General features: G+C 41.5%; 17 protein-coding genes. 10 read left to right on the top strand and 7 right to left on the bottom strand.

Features of this window, described 5'->3' with window-relative positions; translation table 11 throughout:
- Positions 1-30 precede the first annotated feature (30 nt).
- Positions 31-1,389: a homoserine dehydrogenase gene (locus ACT3RN_RS01370; protein WP_442063384.1), complete on the bottom strand. Its 1,359-nt coding sequence runs from the start codon at positions 1,387-1,389 to the stop codon at positions 31-33.
- 353 nt (positions 1,390-1,742) lie between these two features.
- Complete coding sequence (locus ACT3RN_RS01365; protein ID WP_413038418.1) at positions 1,743-2,528, bottom strand: DsbC family protein; 786 nt, start codon at positions 2,526-2,528, stop codon at positions 1,743-1,745.
- A 480-nt stretch (positions 2,529-3,008) separates the two neighbouring features.
- Here ACT3RN_RS01365 and ACT3RN_RS01360 point away from each other — a divergent pair, with 480 nt between their 5' ends.
- A complete protein-coding gene (locus ACT3RN_RS01360) occupies positions 3,009-3,944 on the top strand; it encodes a DUF808 domain-containing protein (protein WP_192518131.1) in 936 nt (311 codons plus the stop codon).
- Positions 3,945-4,033: 89 nt separating this feature from the next.
- Here the strand turns inward: ACT3RN_RS01360 and ACT3RN_RS01355 are convergent, their stop codons facing one another.
- Positions 4,034-8,122, bottom strand: a complete 4,089-nt coding sequence (locus ACT3RN_RS01355; RefSeq protein WP_444518398.1) for an Rne/Rng family ribonuclease — start codon at positions 8,120-8,122, stop codon at positions 4,034-4,036.
- Between the two features lie 604 nt (positions 8,123-8,726).
- On the opposite strand from ACT3RN_RS01355, the gene ACT3RN_RS01350 reads away from it, so the two are divergent.
- The 3 genes from ACT3RN_RS01350 to ACT3RN_RS01340 all read left to right on the top strand — a co-directional run bounded on the left by ACT3RN_RS01350 (position 8,727) and on the right by ACT3RN_RS01340 (position 11,214).
- Positions 8,727-8,903, top strand: coding sequence for a hypothetical protein (locus ACT3RN_RS01350; protein ID WP_444518397.1), 177 nt, complete (start codon positions 8,727-8,729; stop codon positions 8,901-8,903).
- A gap of 454 nt (positions 8,904-9,357) precedes the next feature.
- Positions 9,358-10,368 carry an RluA family pseudouridine synthase gene (locus tag ACT3RN_RS01345; RefSeq protein ID WP_442072922.1) on the top strand — a complete coding sequence of 337 codons (1,011 nt, stop codon included), beginning with the start codon at positions 9,358-9,360 and terminating at the stop codon, positions 10,366-10,368.
- A gap of 132 nt (positions 10,369-10,500) precedes the next feature.
- On the top strand, positions 10,501-11,214 hold the full coding sequence (locus ACT3RN_RS01340; protein WP_442072921.1) for an HAD family hydrolase: 714 nt from the start codon (positions 10,501-10,503) through the stop codon (positions 11,212-11,214).
- Positions 11,215-11,335: 121 nt separating this feature from the next.
- Here ACT3RN_RS01340 and yihA read toward each other — a convergent pair whose 3' ends face one another.
- Positions 11,336-12,106, bottom strand: coding sequence for a ribosome biogenesis GTP-binding protein YihA/YsxC (gene yihA / locus ACT3RN_RS01335; RefSeq protein ID WP_442072920.1), 771 nt, complete (start codon positions 12,104-12,106; stop codon positions 11,336-11,338).
- Between the two features lie 297 nt (positions 12,107-12,403).
- On the opposite strand from yihA, the gene ACT3RN_RS01330 reads away from it, so the two are divergent.
- The 4 genes from ACT3RN_RS01330 (at position 12,404) to ACT3RN_RS01315 (ending at position 15,608) form a co-directional block, all read left to right on the top strand.
- Positions 12,404-12,739 (top strand): c-type cytochrome, encoded by a 336-nt coding sequence (locus ACT3RN_RS01330; protein ID WP_192519144.1) that lies wholly within the window; start codon positions 12,404-12,406, stop codon positions 12,737-12,739.
- 348 nt (positions 12,740-13,087) lie between these two features.
- Positions 13,088-13,756: a c-type cytochrome gene (locus ACT3RN_RS01325; protein WP_442072919.1), complete on the top strand. Its 669-nt coding sequence runs from the start codon at positions 13,088-13,090 to the stop codon at positions 13,754-13,756.
- Between the two features lie 332 nt (positions 13,757-14,088).
- Positions 14,089-15,231: a hypothetical protein gene (locus ACT3RN_RS01320; RefSeq protein WP_442072918.1), complete on the top strand. Its 1,143-nt coding sequence runs from the start codon at positions 14,089-14,091 to the stop codon at positions 15,229-15,231.
- Positions 15,219-15,608 (top strand): RnfH family protein, encoded by a 390-nt coding sequence (locus tag ACT3RN_RS01315; protein ID WP_442062935.1) that lies wholly within the window; start codon positions 15,219-15,221, stop codon positions 15,606-15,608. The genes ACT3RN_RS01320 and ACT3RN_RS01315 overlap by 13 nt, the downstream gene beginning before the upstream one ends.
- 34 nt (positions 15,609-15,642) lie before the next feature.
- Here the strand turns inward: ACT3RN_RS01315 and ACT3RN_RS01310 are convergent, their stop codons facing one another.
- Positions 15,643-16,062: an outer membrane protein assembly factor BamE gene (locus ACT3RN_RS01310; protein WP_442062932.1), complete on the bottom strand. Its 420-nt coding sequence runs from the start codon at positions 16,060-16,062 to the stop codon at positions 15,643-15,645.
- A 325-nt stretch (positions 16,063-16,387) separates the two neighbouring features.
- On the opposite strand from ACT3RN_RS01310, the gene fur reads away from it, so the two are divergent.
- Positions 16,388-16,822, top strand: a complete 435-nt coding sequence (fur, locus tag ACT3RN_RS01305) for a ferric iron uptake transcriptional regulator (protein WP_442062929.1) — start codon at positions 16,388-16,390, stop codon at positions 16,820-16,822.
- Positions 16,823-16,949: 127 nt separating this feature from the next.
- On the opposite strand, the gene ACT3RN_RS01300 is transcribed toward fur, so the two are convergent.
- Both ACT3RN_RS01300 and ACT3RN_RS01295 read right to left on the bottom strand, forming a co-directional pair.
- Positions 16,950-18,071: a PilT/PilU family type 4a pilus ATPase gene (locus ACT3RN_RS01300; RefSeq protein ID WP_442062926.1), complete on the bottom strand. Its 1,122-nt coding sequence runs from the start codon at positions 18,069-18,071 to the stop codon at positions 16,950-16,952.
- Between the two features lie 87 nt (positions 18,072-18,158).
- A complete protein-coding gene (locus ACT3RN_RS01295) occupies positions 18,159-19,214 on the bottom strand; it encodes a type IV pilus twitching motility protein PilT (RefSeq protein ID WP_442062923.1) in 1,056 nt (351 codons plus the stop codon).
- 551 nt (positions 19,215-19,765) lie between these two features.
- On the opposite strand from ACT3RN_RS01295, the gene ACT3RN_RS01290 reads away from it, so the two are divergent.
- On the top strand, positions 19,766-20,482 hold the full coding sequence (locus ACT3RN_RS01290) for a YggS family pyridoxal phosphate-dependent enzyme (RefSeq protein ID WP_442063160.1): 717 nt from the start codon (positions 19,766-19,768) through the stop codon (positions 20,480-20,482).
- Positions 20,483-20,491 lie beyond the last annotated feature (9 nt).

Here is a 20,491-nt window from a genome sequence, read left to right as displayed (position 1 = left end):
TAGGTGAGCAGCAGTTTCAGTTACTTAGTTTTATGCTAGCTCATCTAAGCGAATGCGTACTACTTTATCAGTAATGGTTTCTAAGTTTTCAATTTTTTCAATCGCTAAGTTCATCTGACTCTCAACCACAGGTAAGGTCAGAATAATTACTGGGACTTGACCAACTTTATGTGCAGGCTTTTGTAAAATCGCATCGATATTGATACCAGCATCGCTTAGGATGCGAGTGATATCGGCCAATACCCCAGGGTTGTCACTGGCATGTACACGCAGATAGTAACCAGTCGTCATCTGCTCAGCGCGTAATATTGGTGTGTCTGATAATTGCTCAGGGATAAATGCCAGATGCGGTACATGATGCCCGTGGTTGTTTTGATTGTTGCTGTCTTGCTCATCGCCATCTTTGTTACCTAACACGCGAACCAAATCCATGACATCGGCCATGACTGCAGAAGCCGTCGCCCCAGCGCCAGCGCCATCCCCGCAATAGAGCGTTTGTCCAAGTGGATGAGAGTTGACCAAGACTGCATTTTTTACGCCATTGACATTAGCCAATAGCGCATTTTGCGGGATAAGCGTTGGATGTACACGTAACTCGATGCCAGCGGCGGCATTGTCACCCTGACCATCACGGCGTACAGCAAAGCCTAAATGCTTGATACGGTAGCCAAGCTCTTCAGCATAGTTCACATCTTGCAAGGTAATACCAGTGATGCCCTCACAGTAGACCTTATCAAACTGTAATGGGATACCAAATGCAATAGAGGCGAGTAGGGCGAGTTTATGCGCCGCATCGATACCTTCCACATCAAACGTTGGATCTGCTTCAGCATAACCTAGCTCTTGTGCTTCGCTCAGCACATCGGAGAACGGACGACCTTTATCACGCATTTCGGTCATGATGAAGTTGCCAGTTCCGTTGATGATACCTGCAAGCCAATTGACTTTATTGGCCGCTAACGCTTCACGCATTACTTTAATGATGGGAATACCGCCTGCCACTGCTGCTTCATAGGCGACATGGACGTTATTGTCTTCTGCAAATGCAAAAATTTCATTGCCATGTTCAGCCAATAGTGCTTTGTTTGCAGTGACGACATGTTTGCCATTTTTAATAGCGTGCATGATGACATCTTTAGCTAAAGTAGTACCACCGATCACTTCGATAACAATGTCGACATTATCGCTTGCAGCCACTGCCATCAAGTCACTGTTTTGAATAATATTAGGATCAATATCATCACGCTGACGGCGCGTACCAACTTCGGTAATAATAATATCATGGCCGCTACGGCGCTTTAGCTCAGCTAAGTTGTCATTAATAAGATTGATCACGCCAGTGCCGACAGTGCCCAGACCAAGTATCGCTAGTTTGATGGAATTGCTCACAGTATCCTCAAGAGGTTAAATATAATGAATCAAGTGCAAAACTATTACAGGTCAAATTTACTAATAGTAATAAGCGTACTTTGACAGTAGTAGTGCTATCGTGACTTCATTATAGTTGAATAAAAAGTACTCAAATAAAAGTAGTATGCTGCAGATTTTTCATAGCGTTTTATCGTATCATACCGACAAGCAGTTCTGACGTCTACACAATATCGCCACCGTTATGTTTCCATTTTTAAAATGAAAACATGACCTAGTTTACTATTTATAGTAATACCGCTCATCGTTCTTATCTCTAAAACTATCTGCTAGCAAGTATAGATATCAATAATGATTAACGCATACAATGAATCTTAGTTAGCGCCAGCGGCTTCTGCCAATTGTGCGGCAGGTAGATAGCCACCAATTTGTTGTCCTGCTTCAGTAAAGATAGCTGGGGTACCACGCACACCGAGTTTTGCACCCAAGGCCATATGCTCTTGTACAGGGTTTGCACAGCTAGGCGCTTGCACATTGGCGCCTGTTTTTGCTTGATTCATTGCCGCTTTGCGATCTTCACTGCACCAAATCGCTTCCATTTTTGGTATTGACTGTTGGCTACGTGGCCATGCTAAGTAACGCACTTCGACACCGCGCGCATTGATATCGTCTATTTCTGAATGCAGCTTACGGCAGTAACCACAGTCTGCATCAGTAAAGGCATAGATAATTGATTTTGTTTCACCTTTTGCTGGGTAAATAACCATGTCTTTTTTGTCGACTGCCTTTAACGCTTCTTGGGCCGTGCTAGCAACCAGTGCCGCACTAATATCTACAGGAGTTTGTTCACCGACTGCAATGATTTGCCCTTGAATGATGTGCTTACCTACTTTGTCAGTAAAGAAAGGTGGCAGACCTTCAGCCGTTACCCAATAAATCCCATCCATATCCGTTGGTACTGCTGAAATGATGTTTTCCTCGATACCAGAAGCATTTAAGTTGGCTTGTAATGCTTCTACCACTGTAGCATCGCTATCCGTTGACGTTTTATCAGCACTGACGTTGCTCTCTGCGTTGCTGACAATACTGGTATTATTGGTGGCATCGGCAGCATTGTTTGAGCAGCCAGCAGCGATGCCAACCAGTAGAGTACTCATCATAAAACGAGAGAAAAGAGTACGAGAAAAGCGACTTTGCGAGGTGGTGCTTTTGATAGAGGGAAGCGACATACGGGTTTCCTATAGGCATCGTGCCTAATCATAAATTTGTTTTGAGAATGGAGCTAATAATAGTATACGTATGATAATGAATGCAAAACTCCTTAAGATTTTGAATATTAAGGAGATATAGAGAAATATTGATAATGTCAAGTAAACGGTAATTCCGACTATATTAACATATTTATAATAAATAATAGCCACGGGCTAGTAAGCTATATCGGTAAATAAAAGGCATGACAATAGTCGTATAGAAACAAGTGAGTCTTAAAAATAGGATACATTTGTACTATTTAATATTTATGCTCGTATCGCTAGGGTATTTAATACGCTTTATAGTATTTAACATTATTCTATAAGATTCTATATAATAATCCTTTGTATAGAACTATTTACCTCAAAAAATGCAGATAAGGACTACACATGGCAGGTGCCAGTTTATTATTATTACTTGATGATATTAGCCTATTGATGGACGATGTATCTGTCATGACTAAGATAGCAGCTAAAAAAACAGCTGGTTTGGTGGGGGATGATTTAGCACTCAATGCTGAACAAGTAACTGGCGTTAGGCCAAGCCGTGAACTGCCTGTTATTTGGGCAGTTGCTAAAGGCTCGTTTGTCAACAAGCTTATATTAGTACCAGCTGCACTGCTTATTAGTTATTTTATACCTTGGTTAATCACGCCTTTATTGATGATTGGTGGCCTATATTTGAGTTATGAAGGTGCTGAGAAGGTCATTCATAAGTTTTGGCCAAGGTTATTGCCGCATGATGAAGCGCATGAAGCACGAAGGGCGGCAAATGCAGATGATAATGTCGATATGGTCGAATTTGAAAAAGAGAAAGTTAAAGGCGCTATTCGTACTGATTTTATTTTATCAGCTGAGATATTAGTCATCTCTTTAGGTGCGGTAACCGCCGCAGGAGCAGATATTTTAGAAAAAGGTATTGTGCTCTCTATTGTTGCATTTGTTGTGACTGTTGGTATTTATGGTTTGGTTGCAGGTATTGTCAAAATTGATGATGCAGGTTTGCACTTGATTGAGAAGCCAGATGCTAGTGCTAGCAGCCGCAAGCTCGGTCAGTTTATGCTATCTGCTGCGCCAAAGCTAATGAAGTTTTTATCTGTTGCTGGCACGATAGCGATGTTCTTAGTGGGGGGAGGTATTCTCTCTCATGGTATTGCGCCTTTAGAGCATTTTTTAGAGGACATTGCGGGTAAAATAGGAATATTAGAGGGTTTAGTTCTTATGCTATTGCAGGGCATTATTGGTTTTGTGGTTGGTGCGATTGTTTTGGCTATCATCACTACTATTAATAACATGCGTGGTGATAACGCTTCTGCGGCTCACTAGTATTGCTATAGATGAAATGCTACTTAATAAAAACCCCGCATATTATAGAATATGCGGGTTTTTTTTATGCTTACAGTAATGTATTGCAATTAGCTGTCTGAATCATCAGCATCCAACTGTTCTGCTTGCGTTGGCTTCTTATGATCTGCTTTAGGCTTACGAGTGCGAGCCTTTGGTACTTTTGGCGTGGTCAGATTAAACATACCAGTCTGTGGTAGCAGTTGCTCAGCTACGTTTTCGATCATGTTTTTGTAACTGGCTATTGTCGTTTTTGACTTTTCCGCCTGAATCTCCTCTTTAGTAGGTTCTTCTACTTTAGATTCAAGTGCTTGTTCGATAGCAGTATCAGCGGTCGCTTCAGCAGCATTTTTGGCATCTACGTTTTCAGTAGCGCTCTCTACATCAGGTTGCTGGCTGTCAACTTCTGATAGTGCTTTATCGGTGGCTAGCAGCTGCTTACTATCAGCACTGATATCATCAGTTTGATCTTGATTCGATAGGGCCGTTGCCTCAACTTGATGGGCATCTAATACGGCTGGCTGCTGATAGTCAGGATGCTGACCACGTGGATCATTACTGGCACGCTTGCTAACGGTGCGAGGCTCAACGTCTGTCTTCCCTGGGGCTGCTGCAAATTGATTGACAGCTTGGGTCATCATCTCGAAGCGTGATAGATAATCAGCTGTTAATGGTTGATAGCCGTAGTTGCTAAAGTCAAAGCTCTGACTCGCAAGCTCGCTGCCATTATTGGCGCTCACATTTGCATCACTATCAGCACGTTGTGCTTGCTCTATGTGTAAAGCAACGGTCTCGATAAAGCAATTAATCACGCCATCTGCTGTCAATCGAGTCTGTGCTTCTGGCAACGTTGCACGAATAAACTCGCCAACCGTACCGTGAATAGCAGGTATGCTTGCTACTGCTTGCTCGTTGACTTTAGGCTCTGGCATCACCTGTGATTGCGCCTGTTGACTAAGCACAACACGAGGGTCGTTACTGGCCTTACCAAACTTCTCAGCAGTCACATAACGTGTGGCAAACAATGCTTCATGTGTCAGATCAAGTGCGGATTTGCTCTTGGTATTGTCACTATCATTGCTAGATTTTACGCTATTATCAGCCTTTTGAGCATTGTCATCCTCATCATCACCCTTAGTAGTAGCTTCCTGATGCTTATCTGCTACTGGCGTGCTATTTGCTTGGGCAACTACTGGCTTCACAGTGTCGTCAGATGCGCTGTCCTTATCACTTTTAGATACGGACGGTTCACCTGCAACAGGTTCCTTGACATCAGTATTAGCATTGGCTTTCACGGTATTGTTCTGACTATCGTCTTTAGCCGTGCTATCAACCTTATCTTCACTGATTTCTACAGCGTTGTTAGCAGTCGCTTTTTCAGCCGCAACCTTATCATCAGTCACTTTTTTATTAGTGTTTCTGTGATTAGACTGCGCTTGAGCATTAGACGCTTTTGCTACCTTGTCTTTCGCAACCTCATCTGTTGAGCTTTGCTTTTCAGTAGCTTGAGACTTTGTCTGAGTCGATTTACTATCATCTAAAGACAAATGCACAACTTCTGATGGTTTAAGCGCAGCAGGTGCTTCGTTGACCTGTAGAACCACTTCGTTAGGGTTTTGATTGCGGCGTGTATTCGCTTGGTTTTTGCTGCCATTATTACCTGAAGCTGCTTGCTGTTTGATATTATCAGCCGTGAGTGTTTCACCGCGCTCTAACTTTCCACGTGAGCCGCGCTGGCTATGCGATTTACGCTTATTACGAGCTTGCTCATCTGTTGGGCTGCTGTCTTTATCAGTAGTCTCATTGCGTTCGCTTGCATTACGGTTACTGTGTTGACGGTTGCCGTTTTGAGCATTGCTATCTTGACGACTGTTACGATTGCGATCGTTCGTGCGTTTATTGCCCTGTTGACGTTTGTCTTGATTGCTAGATTGTTTGTCCTCAGTGTTGTTTGCGGCATCATTTGACGTATTATTATCTGTATCCTTGCCTGTGTTGTTGTTTGTCTCATCTGTCTGCTCTTTTCTTTGACGCGGCTTAGATGATCTAGACTTGCGAGGCTTACGTCTTCTTCTGTCTTCGTTATGACCGTCCTCAGTGTTGTTGTCTGAGTTGCGACGCGCCTGTTGATTATTGGTGTTGTTATTTGATGATTGACTATCATTTGTCTGATGACGGTCTTGCTGAGTCGCTTGCGCGTTATCTGCCGCATTAGTCAAAGCACTGTTATCAACTTGACCAAATGAACCTAAGCTTTGTGCGCCGTTATTCACCAGTGCTTCAATGGCTTCTGCTGCATCACGACTGCTGACATTAGTCGTTGTCGTTGCTTGAGGCGCTTGAGCAAATAGGTTGGATAACCAGGCGACTGCTTGTGGTTGGGCTGTTATTTCAACCTTTGCAGGTTGTGTGGCTACTGGAGTAGTCGTTGGCGCTGCAACGCTTTGGCTTTTACTGGCTTGCGGTGCACGTGCAGATGAAACATTGCTAGCACTTTTATTGTTGCGACGATCATTACTGTGCTCAACCGTTGTGGTTGGTTTATTAGTGGCTTTATTGGCTGCCGTTTGGCGAGGCTGGCGAGTTGGCTGCTGTTCTGGGCGCTCTTTTTCAGCAGTTTGCCAGTCCACGTTGTAGCCAAGATCGCTATGTTCTTGTTGCTGAGTATCTGTAATACGCTCATAGCTTGAAGGAGCAAATCCGTCACGGTTAAAGTGCAGTTTGAAGTTTGGTGACTCTAAATGCGCATGTGGCAAGATAGTGATACGAGTACCACTGTCCTGTTCAAGATAGACTAAGCTATCGCGTTTTTCATTTAATAAGAATGCGGCGATGTCAGTTGGCACTTCTGCTTGTACTTCACCTTGACGTTCTTTTAGCGCGATTTGCTCGATTTGACGCATGATCGATAGCGATAATGAGCGCAGATCACGAATCATACCGTTACCGTGACAACGTGGGCAGATATAGCCAGTTGACTCTTCTAATGAAGGACGCAAACGCTGACGGCTCATCTCCATCAAACCAAACTTAGAAATATCACCAAACTGTACGCGGGCACGATCGTACTTGGTGGCATCAATGAGACGTTTTTCGACTTCTTTTTGATGCTTGTTGTCATTCATGTCAATAAAATCAATAACAATCAAACCACCCATATCACGCAAACGTAGCTGACGAGCAATCTCATCGGCTGCTTCGAGATTGGTATGGTAAGCAGTCTCAGCAACATCTGAACCTTTGGTAGACTTGGCTGAGTTGATATCGATAGATACTAGTGCTTCAGTCTGGTCGATGACGATTGAACCACCTGATGGCAAACGAACTTCACGCTGATAAGCTGTTTCGATTTGTTTTTCGATATTAAAGCGCGAAAACATTGGCTCATAATCGGTATATTTGCGCAGTTTTTCGGCTTGTTTTGGCATCACTGCATCGATAAACCCTGCCGCTTCGACGTATGCGTTTTCGTTATCAATCCAAATCTCAGCAATGTCATCACGCAGATAGTCACGAACAGCACGTGTGACGACGCCTGCTTCTTGGTGAACCAAGCGCGGTGATGGATATTTTTGGTTTTGTTCTTGGATGGCTTGCCAGATATTGAGCAAGTGGTTCAAATCGTGTTGCAAGTCTTCTTGAGTTTTACCAATACCTGCAGTACGAATGATGACACTCATGCCTTTGGGTAAATCAAGATTACCCAGCATGCGTTTCATGTCTTCACGTAGCTTGCCTGAGATTTGACGTGAGATACCGCCGCCACGAGGATTGTTTGGCATCAATACCAGATAACGTCCTGCTAATGATACGTAAGTCGATAGGGCAGCGCCTTTATTGCCGCGCTCTTCTTTTTCGACTTGAACGATGAGTTCGTCGCCTTCTTTAATCAGTTTTTTGATATTTTCATCACGTGGGTTGCCGCTTAGATATTCGGTAGAGATTTCGCGAATTGGCAAAAACCCTTGGCGCTGTGAGCCATACTCTACAAAAACCGCTTCGAGTGATGGTTCGACACGAGTTACGTGACCTTTATAGATGTTAGATTTTTTCTGTTCACGCGTACGATTTTCTAAGTCGAAATCATACAGATGATTGCCTTTACATAAGGCGACACGAATCTCTTCGTTTTGAGTTGCGTTGATCAAAATGCGTTTCATATTTATATCCTATGAGTACGCACAACAACGACAAGATGGGCTTTAGAGCATAATGGCAAGTGTGGCTAGTATTTTAAATTAGCATTTGTAGATGTTAGTTAACAGTAGAACGTCACTGAGGTATTTAAGAAAGCACGTAGGCTTTTCAATGGCTTATTTTTACCTAAATTTTTTAGCAGTGCTAATGTAAATATAAATTTTATAGGGTGTAAGGCTATGTGTTTATATCCTATTATTGATAGGTTTGGTCTAAATGTTAATAGCCCAGCTTGTGATTAAAGTTTCAGTATCATTAGGTTTAGTTGGTAGCTATGTCAGCGCACTTTGTAAGAGTGGGCGACGGTCAGTTACTGACTTAACATCTTGATATCGAAAAAATCTGGCTGTTGCAATCAATCTCTCAAAGTCTAACAATAATATCGCTGTTATCAGTACTATGATTAAGTAGTAGTGGTCAGCAGTTATTTCTCTAGGTAAAGCAATTGGTCACTCTGTATTTGTCGTTCTGACTGGTATAACGTCAATAATATCTTGGGTGTTTTAGTTGTAAAGTTAGGTCTCGCGGCTCTCATTATCAGCGGGGCGTACTTGGCAAACAGAATAAATGACCAAACTATTGGTGTGGTGCTGTATTTATATCTTGCTTATCGTTATCTGTTTGACCACTAATACTTGGGCAGCTATCGATATATTTATCGACCCTAATACTAAATCACCCATACTTGCTCAACTATGCTTGTCTAAAGAATCATCAGATAATCAGTCATTAAATAATGAATAATTATCAAAAAAGTCGTTGTCATGCAGGTTGTGAGTCAATTTAGTGTCATTTGCGTTTAAGTGTCATTTGCGTTTAATAGTATTCGAGCTTAATAAAAAGGCGTTCTGCCAATTTTATAAGCGTTGAATTTACGAACACAAAGGTATTTAGTTAGTGTCACTATTTATTTTGTGGCACTGAATAACATCAGTGCAGTTTTTCAATTTATGGGGCAATATCTAGAAGTATCTGTAAATGATCGTCCTAAATACATAATGCGCCCGAAAATTAGATGAAAGGGACAATCTTGGCAGGGCATACAGCCTATACCTTGTTGCTAGCAAGTAGCAAAAATGGTAATGAACTCTCTGAAACAACAATGATTATTGCCGCAGTCTCTGCTTAATCGTCGTTCAACATGTTAAACTATAGCAAATCTTTGTGTAAATACCTAACTAAAAATGCGAACTCAAAAATGACTGAAGATGTACCTATCCACGAAGCACCTGCTATTTTTAATAGCAAAACACGCCCGCAAAGCGCTGATGACGAAATCAGTAACTTTGGCAAGGTGAATTATCTCGAAGTAACTCGCCATCAGCACGATCAACGCTTGGATAACTTTTTGCTGAACCGGTTGAAAGGTTTACCAAAATCGCATATCTACAAAATGATTCGCTCTGATGAGGTTCGGGTTAATAATAAACGCTGTAAAGCGCATGATAGACTACAGCGTGAAGACGTGGTACGTATCGCGCCAGTGGTACTCGCTACCCGCGAAAAGCCCATTATTAGTGAAGAGTTTGCCAAAAGCCTACTAGCGCGCGTGGTCTATGAAGATGACGGTTTATTAGTGCTAAATAAACCCTCTGGTATTGCTGTTCATGGTGGTAGTGGTTTGGACTTTGGTGTTATTGAAGCCATGCGTGAAGTCACTGGTAAAAAATACCTAGAGCTGATACATCGCATTGATAAAGATACGTCGGGTCTATTGATGATTTCTAAAAAGCGTTCAGCGCTAAAGGCATTGCAGCAGCATCTGGTAGACAAAACCATCCAAAAGCATTATTTATGTATCGCAAAAGGGCAGCCTGCGCTAAACGAACAACGTATCGATGCGTCATTATTACGCTATACAGTCGCTAGTGGTGAACGCCGAGTCAAAGTCGATGCGCAAGACCCACAAGCCAAAGAAAGCCAGACAGATATTATCGTTCATAATCGTTTTACGATTGCTGATCAGCCAGTGAGCTTAATCGAAGCCAAACCTCTGACAGGGCGCACTCACCAAATACGTGTGCATTTAGCTCATATTGGCCATGCAATCTTAGGTGATGATAAATATAACGTGCATGACAAGTCAGGTGTTCATCGTCTGTGTCTACATGCGTGGCGCTTAGATATCCCAGGTTATGAAACCATTACCGCACCACTACCAGATGACATGGCAGACTGGCTACCAGAGCAAACCAAACTGCCCGAATAAAATGACAAGCCAAATTTTTTGAGCATTAACTTTAAACGTCACGAACTCTTATTTTTCTAATAAGTCGCCGTGACGTTTTTGTATCCGCATTCATATGCGCTATTTATCATCGCTATTCGCTAAGGCTTATTCATGAGTGAACAATCTGCTGCCAGTACGCTAGCATCGGCTACAACTTCTCCGCTATCAATCAATCATCGTTTATCAGATAAGACACTGGTTATCTTTGATTGGGATGGAACCCTGATGGACTCCATCGGCTTAATCGTTGAATCTATGCATATCGCAGGAGAGGCGCATGGATTCCAAACGACAGATAAAGAAGTAAAAGACATCATTGGTCTTAGTCTAATGAATGGGATTGATATTTTATATCCTGAGGCAGATACATCACAAAAGCTTGCCATTCAACAAAGCTATGCAGATCACTATGTTGCCAACAGCCACAGTACGCCACTTTTCGCTCCTACAAAAAATATGTTACAGACCTTGCAAGCGCAAGGTAAAAAGCTGGCGGTTGCTACAGGCAAGAAGCGCAAAGGCTTAGACCGGGTATTAGATGCTTCTAAAAGCCATGATTATTTTGTGATGACGCGCTGTGCTGATGAAGCAGGGTCGAAACCTGATCCGCAAATGCTGATAGATATTTTAGATAATACGCAGCAACAAGTGTCTGATGCGGTTTTTATCGGTGACAGTGTTTATGATATTCAAATGGCAACGCAACTTGGTATGACCAGTATAGCGGTCAATTACGGCACAGCTTCTAGTGCTGAGCTCGCCGCGCAGCAACCTACTTATCAGGTCGACACACCAGCAGCGCTGGCCGAGATTCTATGCGGATAATGTCAGTTTGAGTGTTTTAGTGATTTGAGAGTGCAGCGGCAATATGATTGTCTATGACAACAAAAAAGGGCCTATCATAAATAACGATGATAAGCCCTTTTTTTATGAAAGATTATAATAACTATTTGCTTGGTTTTTGAGTGTTTTCTTTTTGAGAGCTATCTTTTTCAATGGCCTCTTCTAGCTCTTCGCCTTCAAGTAAGGCAAAAGAGGACTCAATAATTTTGTCTGCATCAAGCTGATACTCATACCATTTGCCCATAATACCAGCTAATTCATCAAGACCTTCTTTTCTTAATGCCGAAAATAGTTGAATAGTGCAATTCAAGCCAAGTTCTTTTAGCCTTTTACGAGTATTTAGCAAGGCGTTTTTAGATGCACCGTACTTTAGCTTATCTGCTTTAGTCAACAAGATATGGACAGGTAGTTCGCCATCATTGGCCCAACGTAGCATTTGCTCATCAAAGAATTTTAGTGGATGACGAATATCCGTCATAAGTACCAAACCTGCAAGGCTGGTGCGTGATACCAAATATTCTTCTAGCTCAACCTGCCATTCTTTTTTCATCTCAAGCGGCACCGCTGCGTAGCCATAACCAGGTAAATCAACTAAGCGTCTATCGGCATCACCGATACTAAAAAAGTTAATCATCTGCGTACGTCCAGGTGTCTTAGACGAACGTGCCAATTGGCGCTGATTGGTCAAAGCGTTAATGGCAGAGGATTTGCCAGCGTTTGAACGTCCAGCAAAGGCAACCTCTAACCCCATGTCAGGTGGACAGAGACGAAAAGTAGGTGCTGACATCATAAACTCAGTTTGTTGAATTTTTTGACGGGATTTGGTATTGAACAATGTATGTTCGGTGGCGACGTCTGTAAACGGGGTACTCATAAATGGCTCATTACTCTTCAAAAAGTTGAATATGGTCGTAAATTTTCAGTTAATTAGATGTGAAGGCAGTCGTTTTACGTTACTGACCATTCTATACTATTAGTGGTCTTACTTATTGAAATAACTGTGATTAGCAGCATTATATAAATCATAAAAGGTTTTAAGGTTAATAAATCATAACCGTAAGTGAGTAGTGTCCTCAGAAAACGCATTACCAAAGCTCAACTATATTTATCTGTATTTAAATGACATACATTGTTACAATCTTTACTAAGAAATGTCAAAAGGAGGTGTTCTATGTCTTCAATCACCACACTTTTAAGCAAGACTTATTGTCATTTAATAGGTCGCAGTGCTGTATTATTATTAAGCAGTATCATTATGACAGGAGCTAATGCTGCTGATATTGCCACTACCTATGATAACTCATGTGCAGCCTGTCACGATAGTGGGGCGCTAAATGCCATTAAAAAAGGTGATAGTGCTAAATGGCAGCAGCTTATCGAGCAAAAAAGCATGCCAACGCTCATCAATTCCGTTAAAGGTGGTATGATCCAAATGCCTGCGGGTGGACTGTGTGACAACTGCAGTGACGACGACTATCGCAAGCTTATTGAATACATGAGTGAATAGTAGGTTTGTGGTTTCAATGAGATAGTTTGATTATAAAAATAAAAAGCGCTAGGTTTTTACCTTTTTGCGCTTTTTATTTTTTGTAGTGAGGTGAGTTTGCTCAGATTACTTGGAAGCTCATATGGTTAGAAAAACTGACGATGTAACGATTAAGTAGGCAAATGCTACAAAGTCTTGCTATAATAATCGAAAATAAACCCTGATGTTAGTAAGTACTTTCAGACTGTTTGTGTCCAAGACCTTAAATTATATACCTACTGTGCTAATTATAGGACGGTTTGTATCAGGCGTCTTATCAGTGCAATCACTCTTAATAATGCTTACGCCGAGCTAGTAGGATTTGTATCAATGAAAAAGTTAATCGCTGCTGCCAGCTTATGCGTTGCAAGTTTCAGCGTACAAGCTGCTATTGTTGTTCCTGAATACGATGTTAATGCTGGTAAGGAAATCGCAGAAACTGTCTGTGCTGCTTGCCATGGTTTGACGGGTGTTAGCGTTGTCCCTGCCCAGCCTAACCTAGGTGGCCAAAACGTAAAATATCTTTACAAACAGTTAGTCAACTTTAAAACGGGTTACCGTAAAAACGGCATCATGCAATCACAAATTGCTGCTTTGTCTCAGCAAGATTTGGCCAATGTTGCAGGTTATTATGCCAGTCAAGCGCCTTGGGGCGTAGGTTATGGTAATCCTGTAACCAACGAAGAGGCCTCTAAATTATTTTTAGGTGGTGATAAATCGCGTGGTGTCATCGGTTGTGCTGGTTGTCACGGTCCAGATGCGGCAGGTAATACTTGGGCTGCATTTCCAAAGCTTGGTGGCCAACACGCAGCATATATCTCGACTCAGTTGAAACTTTTCCGTGCCGCTGGTCGTGTTGATGATATCGATAGTGATGAGCAAAAACGGGTCAATGATGCAGCGAAAGAAGGTGAGATGGGTATGATGCAGACGGTTGCATCGAAACTATCAGATACTGATATTCGTATTTTGTCAGATTATATCAGCGCTATTCATTAATTTATTAATGCTATACATGAGAGCGTAATACTTACTTTGTAAAGGGTATTACTGAGTACTAAATTGTATGTCTTTCATTGTTTGATTATTAAACCCCGATTTCGGGGTTTTTTTATAACTGTTTGCCCCTTATATTGTAGAGAGAGTATCGCCATAAGCTTGCTTATAGGTGATCAATATCGTTATAAGTTGTCGTTATTCACTTTATACCAAGTCCGAAAAGTACGATAAGCGGTACCAAACTCGTTCAGTCTAATGTGTGTGGTACTTATACTTGTGTCGCTTGTCGCTGCAACCTTCGTGAATGGTGTTAGATCGTTTGGATTTAGATTATGATGATCCGTTATGCTTCTTATTTTATCGCAGCCTTGTTACCGTTACTTTTGTTTCGCTGGTTTGCTCCTGCATCCATCGGTGAGATTGATTTTTGGTTACTTTGGCTATTAGCAATGGTGTTGGTATCATTGCCAGTCGTTTATGCTGAAATAGCGTTGGCCTACCGTAGTATCGAAGCGCCATTAGCTGGGATGCAAAAGCTGACTCGTGAAGCAGATGCCAGTCCAATATGGCGGAGTTTTGGCTGGTTGGCAGCATTGGTCTCTATTGTTATTGCTGCATTAGTCGTATCTGGTGCTAGTACTGGTATATTGGCTGCATTGACTGAACTTAATAGCTCACCGGCTGTGCCTGATTTTGCAGTTGCTGCAGGTTTGATGGTTATCGCTTTACTGTTAAGCTTACTTGGTGTTGCACCTTTGCCGATTGGATTGGGTTTGATGGTTGTCGGTTTGGTCTTGGGTGTGGCAGGTGGTTTGCCCAATATTGACTTTGCTATGACCGATATCAGTTTGAGTGAATGGGCACGTGCAGTCGCATTAGCACTCGTCAGTGTTGGCGCAGGAACGGGTTTATACTGGTTTGGTCAAAACCTAGTAACCAAAAAGACGGTCACAGCGGTAGACGTAGACAGTTATAATGCGCAAAATCCTGTGCGCAGTCATGCAAAGCGTGAGTATCGTGCAACCAGATTGGTATTACCGATTTGGATATTGCAGTTGGCCGTTGGGGTGATTGCGCTGTTTATCAGTGGCGTGGCGTTGCCACCGATTGGCAAGCTGCTATATTGGATAGGCGTGCTATTCGTGGTTAGCTATTTGCTACACTATAGTACTCAACAGTTAGCGCATAAGTTTGGGTTGTTGATCAGCTTAGGCTTAACCTTAGTGCTCGCATTAGTGTTAGTAGTTGCTATTCCAACTATGTGGTTGGTTAGTATTTTGGTCGTTATTAGTAGCGTGACAGTATTATTGTTATCAATATTTGCTGGTTGGCAGATGAAAATCAGTCATCTGAGAAAATCGTTGAACTTTGGCAATGAAGCCTTTTATAACTTATGGCGGATAGCGATACGTTTGGTAGTACCAGTCTCATTGTTGCTAGCTTTAATAGGTTGGATGATGCAGTGGATAAGCTAATAGCAGAAAGCAGTAGTGTTGATAAAAATAGCATTGATACTAAAAATGAGGTTTGGCAGTCTGAGCTGATGACAGTGTATTTGGCCTATGCTGAAGATGAAACGCGTCAGCATTATTTAGTTTTACAAATTAATCATGATGCCAGTTTGTATGAGGCACTGAAGCAAGCAGGTTGGTTGGTTCAGTTTCCAGATTTAGCCAGGTGGTGTGATGAGGTAATGGATGTGGCTACACCGGCAGCGAGGCGTTGGCATATAGGTGTTTATTCACAAAAACAACCGCTCAGCTATCGCCTACAGCCGTTTGACCGTATCGAAGTATATCGTAGCCTAAGCGCTGATCCTATGTCTCAGCGCAAGAATAAATCTCAAGGTTAAGTGCTTAGCTGGCAAAACCAGTTGGCTGTTATTTTTATGAAGCTGGAAGACTTTCTATGCCTTCGATGCGACTGACCAGACCGTTGTCATCAAAATAAATAATTAAATGCTGACTGGCATTTTTGACGTCAGCGATACCATTGCGGCTGCCTTCTGTCCCTGCTTTATAGTCGTAAATATAGTCCCAACGTTTAGGCTCAAGGGTGTCTTTAATGGCTGGGCTACCAAGGATATAGAGTACTTGATTTTGACTCATACCTACTTGCAGGTTTTGCGCTTGCGCCTGAGTAATGGCAGTGCCTTGTGGCAAATCAATCTTATAAACACTCAATAATGAGCAGCCAGACATAGCAACAGTAGCGCTAAGCATGCTGGTGATGACAATCTTGCGTAATGTGCTTGTAAGGCTTAACGAACGAAAAGTTAATGTCTTTATCATGGTAAGATGACTCATAAGAAATGAATTAGGCGCAGCCAAAGTTGCTTAGTGCTCGTTTGGCCGATAATCTTGGACAAATGATACGTCATTTACTTGCAATTTCCTACCACTTACGACATTATTTACCAAACGCTAACTGAGTAATGATATCATTTATATTTTAAATTCATATACTTGCAGATAGAATGTTTGCAGAATAATAAGTTAGGAATTCACTCAGAATAAGTCAGTTTGTTATTGTTCCAATGCTTTATATACAATAAAAATAACCGCTGATGCTTATTTATTTTATATTTTTGGTTCTTTATTTGCTAAGACTGTCACAGTCAGAAGGGATATTATGGCTTCTTTTACCAATCAAGATTTACGTAAAGCTGGATTAAAGGTCACGCTACCTCGTATCAAAATTTTAGAGCTACTCGAAAGTGCAGCGTTGCATCACATGAGTGCAGAAGAGGTCTATAAGGCGTTGATAGAACAAGGTGAGGATGTAGGGCTTGCGACTGTTTACCGAGTGCTAACGCAGTTTGAACAAGCTGGAATCGTCGAGCGTCACAACTTTGAAAATAATTTGTCGGTATTTGAAATTACCCAAGAAGGACATCATGATCACTTAGTCTGTGATGTGTGTGGAAAAATCGTAGAGTTTCATAATGAGGTAATTGAGGCAGAGCAATTAAAAGTAGCCGCCGAGCATGGCTTTAAATTATCAGGTCATTCCTTAGTACTATACGGTATCTGTGATGAGCAGGAATGTCAGGATAGTGTAAAGTAGTTATATTTCAATAGTTATCTCCAATTTTTGATGGCTACTTGAAAGTATTAGCTCAAATAAAAAAGCCCTCATTATTCATAATGAGGGCTTTTTTATTTGAGCTAAGCATTATTTAATTGATAGCTATCTACGTGATATCTAATGATAAGCTATCGGCACCTTCATCTAGATTGGCTGTACCATTTTTGCTACTAAGCTTAATTTTTAGGCGCAAATCGTTAGGAGAGTCAGCATGAAGAATGGCTTCTTTATAAGTAATTTCTCCTTGCTCATACAAGTCAAATAAGGCTTGGTCGAAGGTCTGCATGCCACTATCTCTTGAGCGTGTCATGACATCTTTAATTTCATGAACTTCACCTTTACGAATATAATCACTGATAAGCTGTGAGTTTAATAAAATCTCAATAGCTGCACGTCGTCCTTTACCATCAGGTGTTGGGATGAGTTGCTGAGCGATAATAGCTTGTAAGTTAAGTGACAAATCCATGAAGAGCTGATTGTGGCGATTGGTTTCAAAGAAGTGAATGATACGATCAATGGCTTGGTTAGCATTGTTAGCATGTAAGGTTGCAAATACTAAATGCCCTGTTTCCGCATATTGAATGGCGTAGCTCATAACTTCACGGTTACGAATCTCACCAATCAAGATAACATCCGGTGCTTGGCGCAAGGTATTTTTTAGCCCTGCTTCAAATGAGTGAGTATCAATACCGACTTCACGCTGCGTCACAATACAGCCGCGATGCTGATGGACAAATTCAATAGGGTCTTCGATGGTAATAATATGACCATGAGAGTTTTGATTACGGTGTCCTATCATGGCAGCTAGGGTCGTAGATTTACCAGTACCCGTTGCGCCCACTAGTAGAATAATACCGCGTTTTTTCATGGCCAGTTCTTTTAAAGCTGGTGGTAAACGCAGTTCTTCGACGGTTGGGATTTTATTTTCGATTTTCCGTAAAATCATTCCTGCCATATCACGCTGTATAAAGGCGCTGACACGAAATCGTGCTTGCTGTGCCTTATCAGCAATGGCAAACTGACACTCATTTGTTTCTTCAAACTCTTTTACTTGGCTTGGCGTCATGACACCTTTCACCAAGCGCATGGTTTGCTCTGAGGTCAAGGGGGTTTTGCCGACAGGTAGAATTTTTCCATTTACTTTCATGGAAGGTGCTACATCAGCGGTAATAAAAAGGTCAGAGCCATTTTTATTGATCATTAACTGTAATAGTTTATCAATGTCCATATCGTACCTGTACTGGATATAAATCGATTAAGAAAAGATCTAAAGTCATGTTTGAAAGATCGCTAATAACGAATAATAAAAATAGGCCTACAAGAATGCATCAGGCTGTTTGGCGTACGGACGAGCAACGTCTTTACTGATAGTACCTTTGGATACTAGATTTTTTAGCGTCTGATCAAGTGTAACCATACCATCGCCTGCACCTGTCTGAATAGCAGAGTACATCTGAGCAATTTTGTTTTCACGTATCAAGTTACGAATCGCGGGCGTACCTAGCATGATTTCGTGTGCAGCAATACGGCCACCTGCTTGACGCTTTAGTAGGGTTTGCGAGATAACCGCTTGTAGTGATTCTGATAACATGGCACGAATCATGTCTTTTTCTTCTGCAGGGAATACGTCGATGACACGGTCAATTGTTTTAGCCGCTGAGCTGGTGTGTAGGGTACCAAATACCAAGTGACCAGTTTCTGCCGCAGTCAATGCCAAGCGAATGGTTTCAAGATCACGGAGCTCACCAACCAAAATAATATCTGGATCTTCACGTAGTGCTGAACGTAATGCAGGTTCGAAGCCTAAAGTATCACGATGAACTTCACGCTGGTTAATCAGACTCTTTTTGGATTCATGAACAAATTCAATCGGGTCTTCAATGGTCAAAATATGTTCTTTACGGCTTTCGTTGATATAATCAATCATGGCTGCTAGCGTTGTTGATTTACCAGAACCTGTTGGACCAGTGACCAATACAACACCACGCTTAAAATCTGAGACGCGTTTGAATACTTCACCCATACCCAGATCTTCCATCGTTAATACTTTGGAAGGAATGGTACGAAATACGGCTCCAGCGCCGCGGTTTTGGTTAAAAGCGTTTACCCGAAAGCGTGCTAAGTTAGGAATCTCAAAAGAAAAATCCGTCTCATAAAACTCTTCAAAGTCAGCACGTTGCTTGTCATTCATGATGTCATAAATAAGCTGATGCACGACCTGATGGGTCATCTCTGGCATATTAATGCGTGTCATTTCACCATCGACACGAATCATAGCAGGCATACCGGCTGAAATATGTAAATCTGATGCTTTGTGCTTAACGCTAAAGCGCAGCAAATCTTCGATGCTTAAATTATTTTTTTCAGCCATAATTAGGTATTCCTATCAATCAATAAGGGTAGGACAAAAGAGCATAAAATTGCGTGGTCAATAACCAATAAGAGGTTTATCTTAAATCAGTTATGATAATAGAAAATAAGCCAAGGCTTTTACCATTACTACTCTATTCAGTAGTATATGTTAAACCATGTAACAATATAATAACAAGACTACCGACATTTAACCATCTACTAGGCTAAGAAAATGTAAATTAACCATTCATACATTTTATGGATGTAGATGTGGCTATGATATTGTTCTATGTTGAAGAAGACTTGTGACAAGTTTCACCTTGACTAGGGCGTGTCCTCAATTCAATCGATAGACATCTAAATGGGTTAAAAACGGCTAAATCTTGCCAAACAGCGTCAAATAACTGACTAATATCTCGATATTATCTGCGCTATTTTCCTTGTTTGACTACAATTTATCTCATTTTTATCACCATTTTTTAAATGAGGACACGCCCTAATAAATGATATTGGAAAAAACGTTAAGAATCATTGACTAAAAAATGATCAAATTATCTTTGAGAGTGCTATATGAATAAGAGTGACAACAATATTGATCAGCCAAGTTTGATAGAGAACTGGCGACAAGTCTGTACTCAAATGGCTCAAGCGTGTGATCATGCGGGACAACAAGCCAAGAGCGTTACGTTATTGGCTGTTTCTAAAACAAAACCTGCGGATATGATAGCTGTCTTAGCGCAGCAAGGGCAGCGTCATTTTGGTGAGAACTATCTACAAGAAGCCATTGAAAAAATGAACACGCTAACATCAAAACCTGAAAGCCAAGATATTGTTTGGCACTATATTGGCAGTATTCAGCGTAATAAGACCCGTGATATTGCTGAAAATTTTGATTGGGTGCAGACAGTAGAGCGTGACATTATTGCCAAGCGTTTAAATGACCAACGTCCCGCTGAGTTACCACCATTGAACGTTTTGATTCAATTAAATATTGATAACGAAGAAAGTAAGTCAGGCTGTTTGCCAGACCAGCTATCTGAATTGATTGCTACCATCAAAGGATATGAGCGGCTAGAGTTGCGTGGATTAATGATTATTCCTGCTAAGGCAGATACTGATGCTTTTTCTCGTACCAAGCAGTTGTTTGAAATGGTTAAGCAAAACCATCCAGAAATCAATGCTTGGGATACACTAAGCATGGGTATGAGTGGTGATATGAAAGAAGCAATTGCTGATGGATCGACGATGGTACGTGTTGGTACGGCTATCTTTGGTGCAAGATCTTAAACTAGAATG

The sequence above is a fragment of the Psychrobacter sp. AOP5-GZ1-6 genome, assembly GCF_052376345.1.
Classification (GTDB): Bacteria; Pseudomonadota; Gammaproteobacteria; order Pseudomonadales; family Moraxellaceae; genus Psychrobacter.
This window is presented reverse-complemented; position numbering and strand designations above follow the sequence as displayed.

Excerpts from the sequence above, each read along its gene's own strand:
- ACT3RN_RS01295 (WP_442062923.1), bottom strand. The coding sequence starts at position 19,214 with ATGGCTGAAAAAAATAATTTAAGCATCGAAGATTTGCTGCGCTTTAGC.
- yihA (WP_442072920.1), bottom strand. The coding sequence starts at position 12,106 with ATGAGTACCCCGTTTACAGACGTCGCCACCGAACATACATTGTTCAAT.
- ACT3RN_RS01350 (WP_444518397.1), top strand. The coding sequence starts at position 8,727 with ATGACCAAACTATTGGTGTGGTGCTGTATTTATATCTTGCTTATCGTT.
- ACT3RN_RS01310 (WP_442062932.1), bottom strand. The coding sequence starts at position 16,062 with ATGAGTCATCTTACCATGATAAAGACATTAACTTTTCGTTCGTTAAGC.
- ACT3RN_RS01345 (WP_442072922.1), top strand. The coding sequence starts at position 9,358 with ATGACTGAAGATGTACCTATCCACGAAGCACCTGCTATTTTTAATAGC.
- ACT3RN_RS01355 (WP_444518398.1), bottom strand. The coding sequence starts at position 8,122 with ATGAAACGCATTTTGATCAACGCAACTCAAAACGAAGAGATTCGTGTC.
- ACT3RN_RS01340 (WP_442072921.1), top strand. The coding sequence starts at position 10,501 with ATGAGTGAACAATCTGCTGCCAGTACGCTAGCATCGGCTACAACTTCT.
- ACT3RN_RS01365 (WP_413038418.1), bottom strand. The coding sequence starts at position 2,528 with ATGATGAGTACTCTACTGGTTGGCATCGCTGCTGGCTGCTCAAACAAT.
- ACT3RN_RS01325 (WP_442072919.1), top strand. The coding sequence starts at position 13,088 with ATGAAAAAGTTAATCGCTGCTGCCAGCTTATGCGTTGCAAGTTTCAGC.
- fur (WP_442062929.1), top strand. The coding sequence starts at position 16,388 with ATGGCTTCTTTTACCAATCAAGATTTACGTAAAGCTGGATTAAAGGTC.
- ACT3RN_RS01330 (WP_192519144.1), top strand. The coding sequence starts at position 12,404 with ATGTCTTCAATCACCACACTTTTAAGCAAGACTTATTGTCATTTAATA.
- ACT3RN_RS01290 (WP_442063160.1), top strand. The coding sequence starts at position 19,766 with ATGAATAAGAGTGACAACAATATTGATCAGCCAAGTTTGATAGAGAAC.
- ACT3RN_RS01300 (WP_442062926.1), bottom strand. The coding sequence starts at position 18,071 with ATGGACATTGATAAACTATTACAGTTAATGATCAATAAAAATGGCTCT.
- ACT3RN_RS01360 (WP_192518131.1), top strand. The coding sequence starts at position 3,009 with ATGGCAGGTGCCAGTTTATTATTATTACTTGATGATATTAGCCTATTG.
- ACT3RN_RS01320 (WP_442072918.1), top strand. The coding sequence starts at position 14,089 with ATGATGATCCGTTATGCTTCTTATTTTATCGCAGCCTTGTTACCGTTA.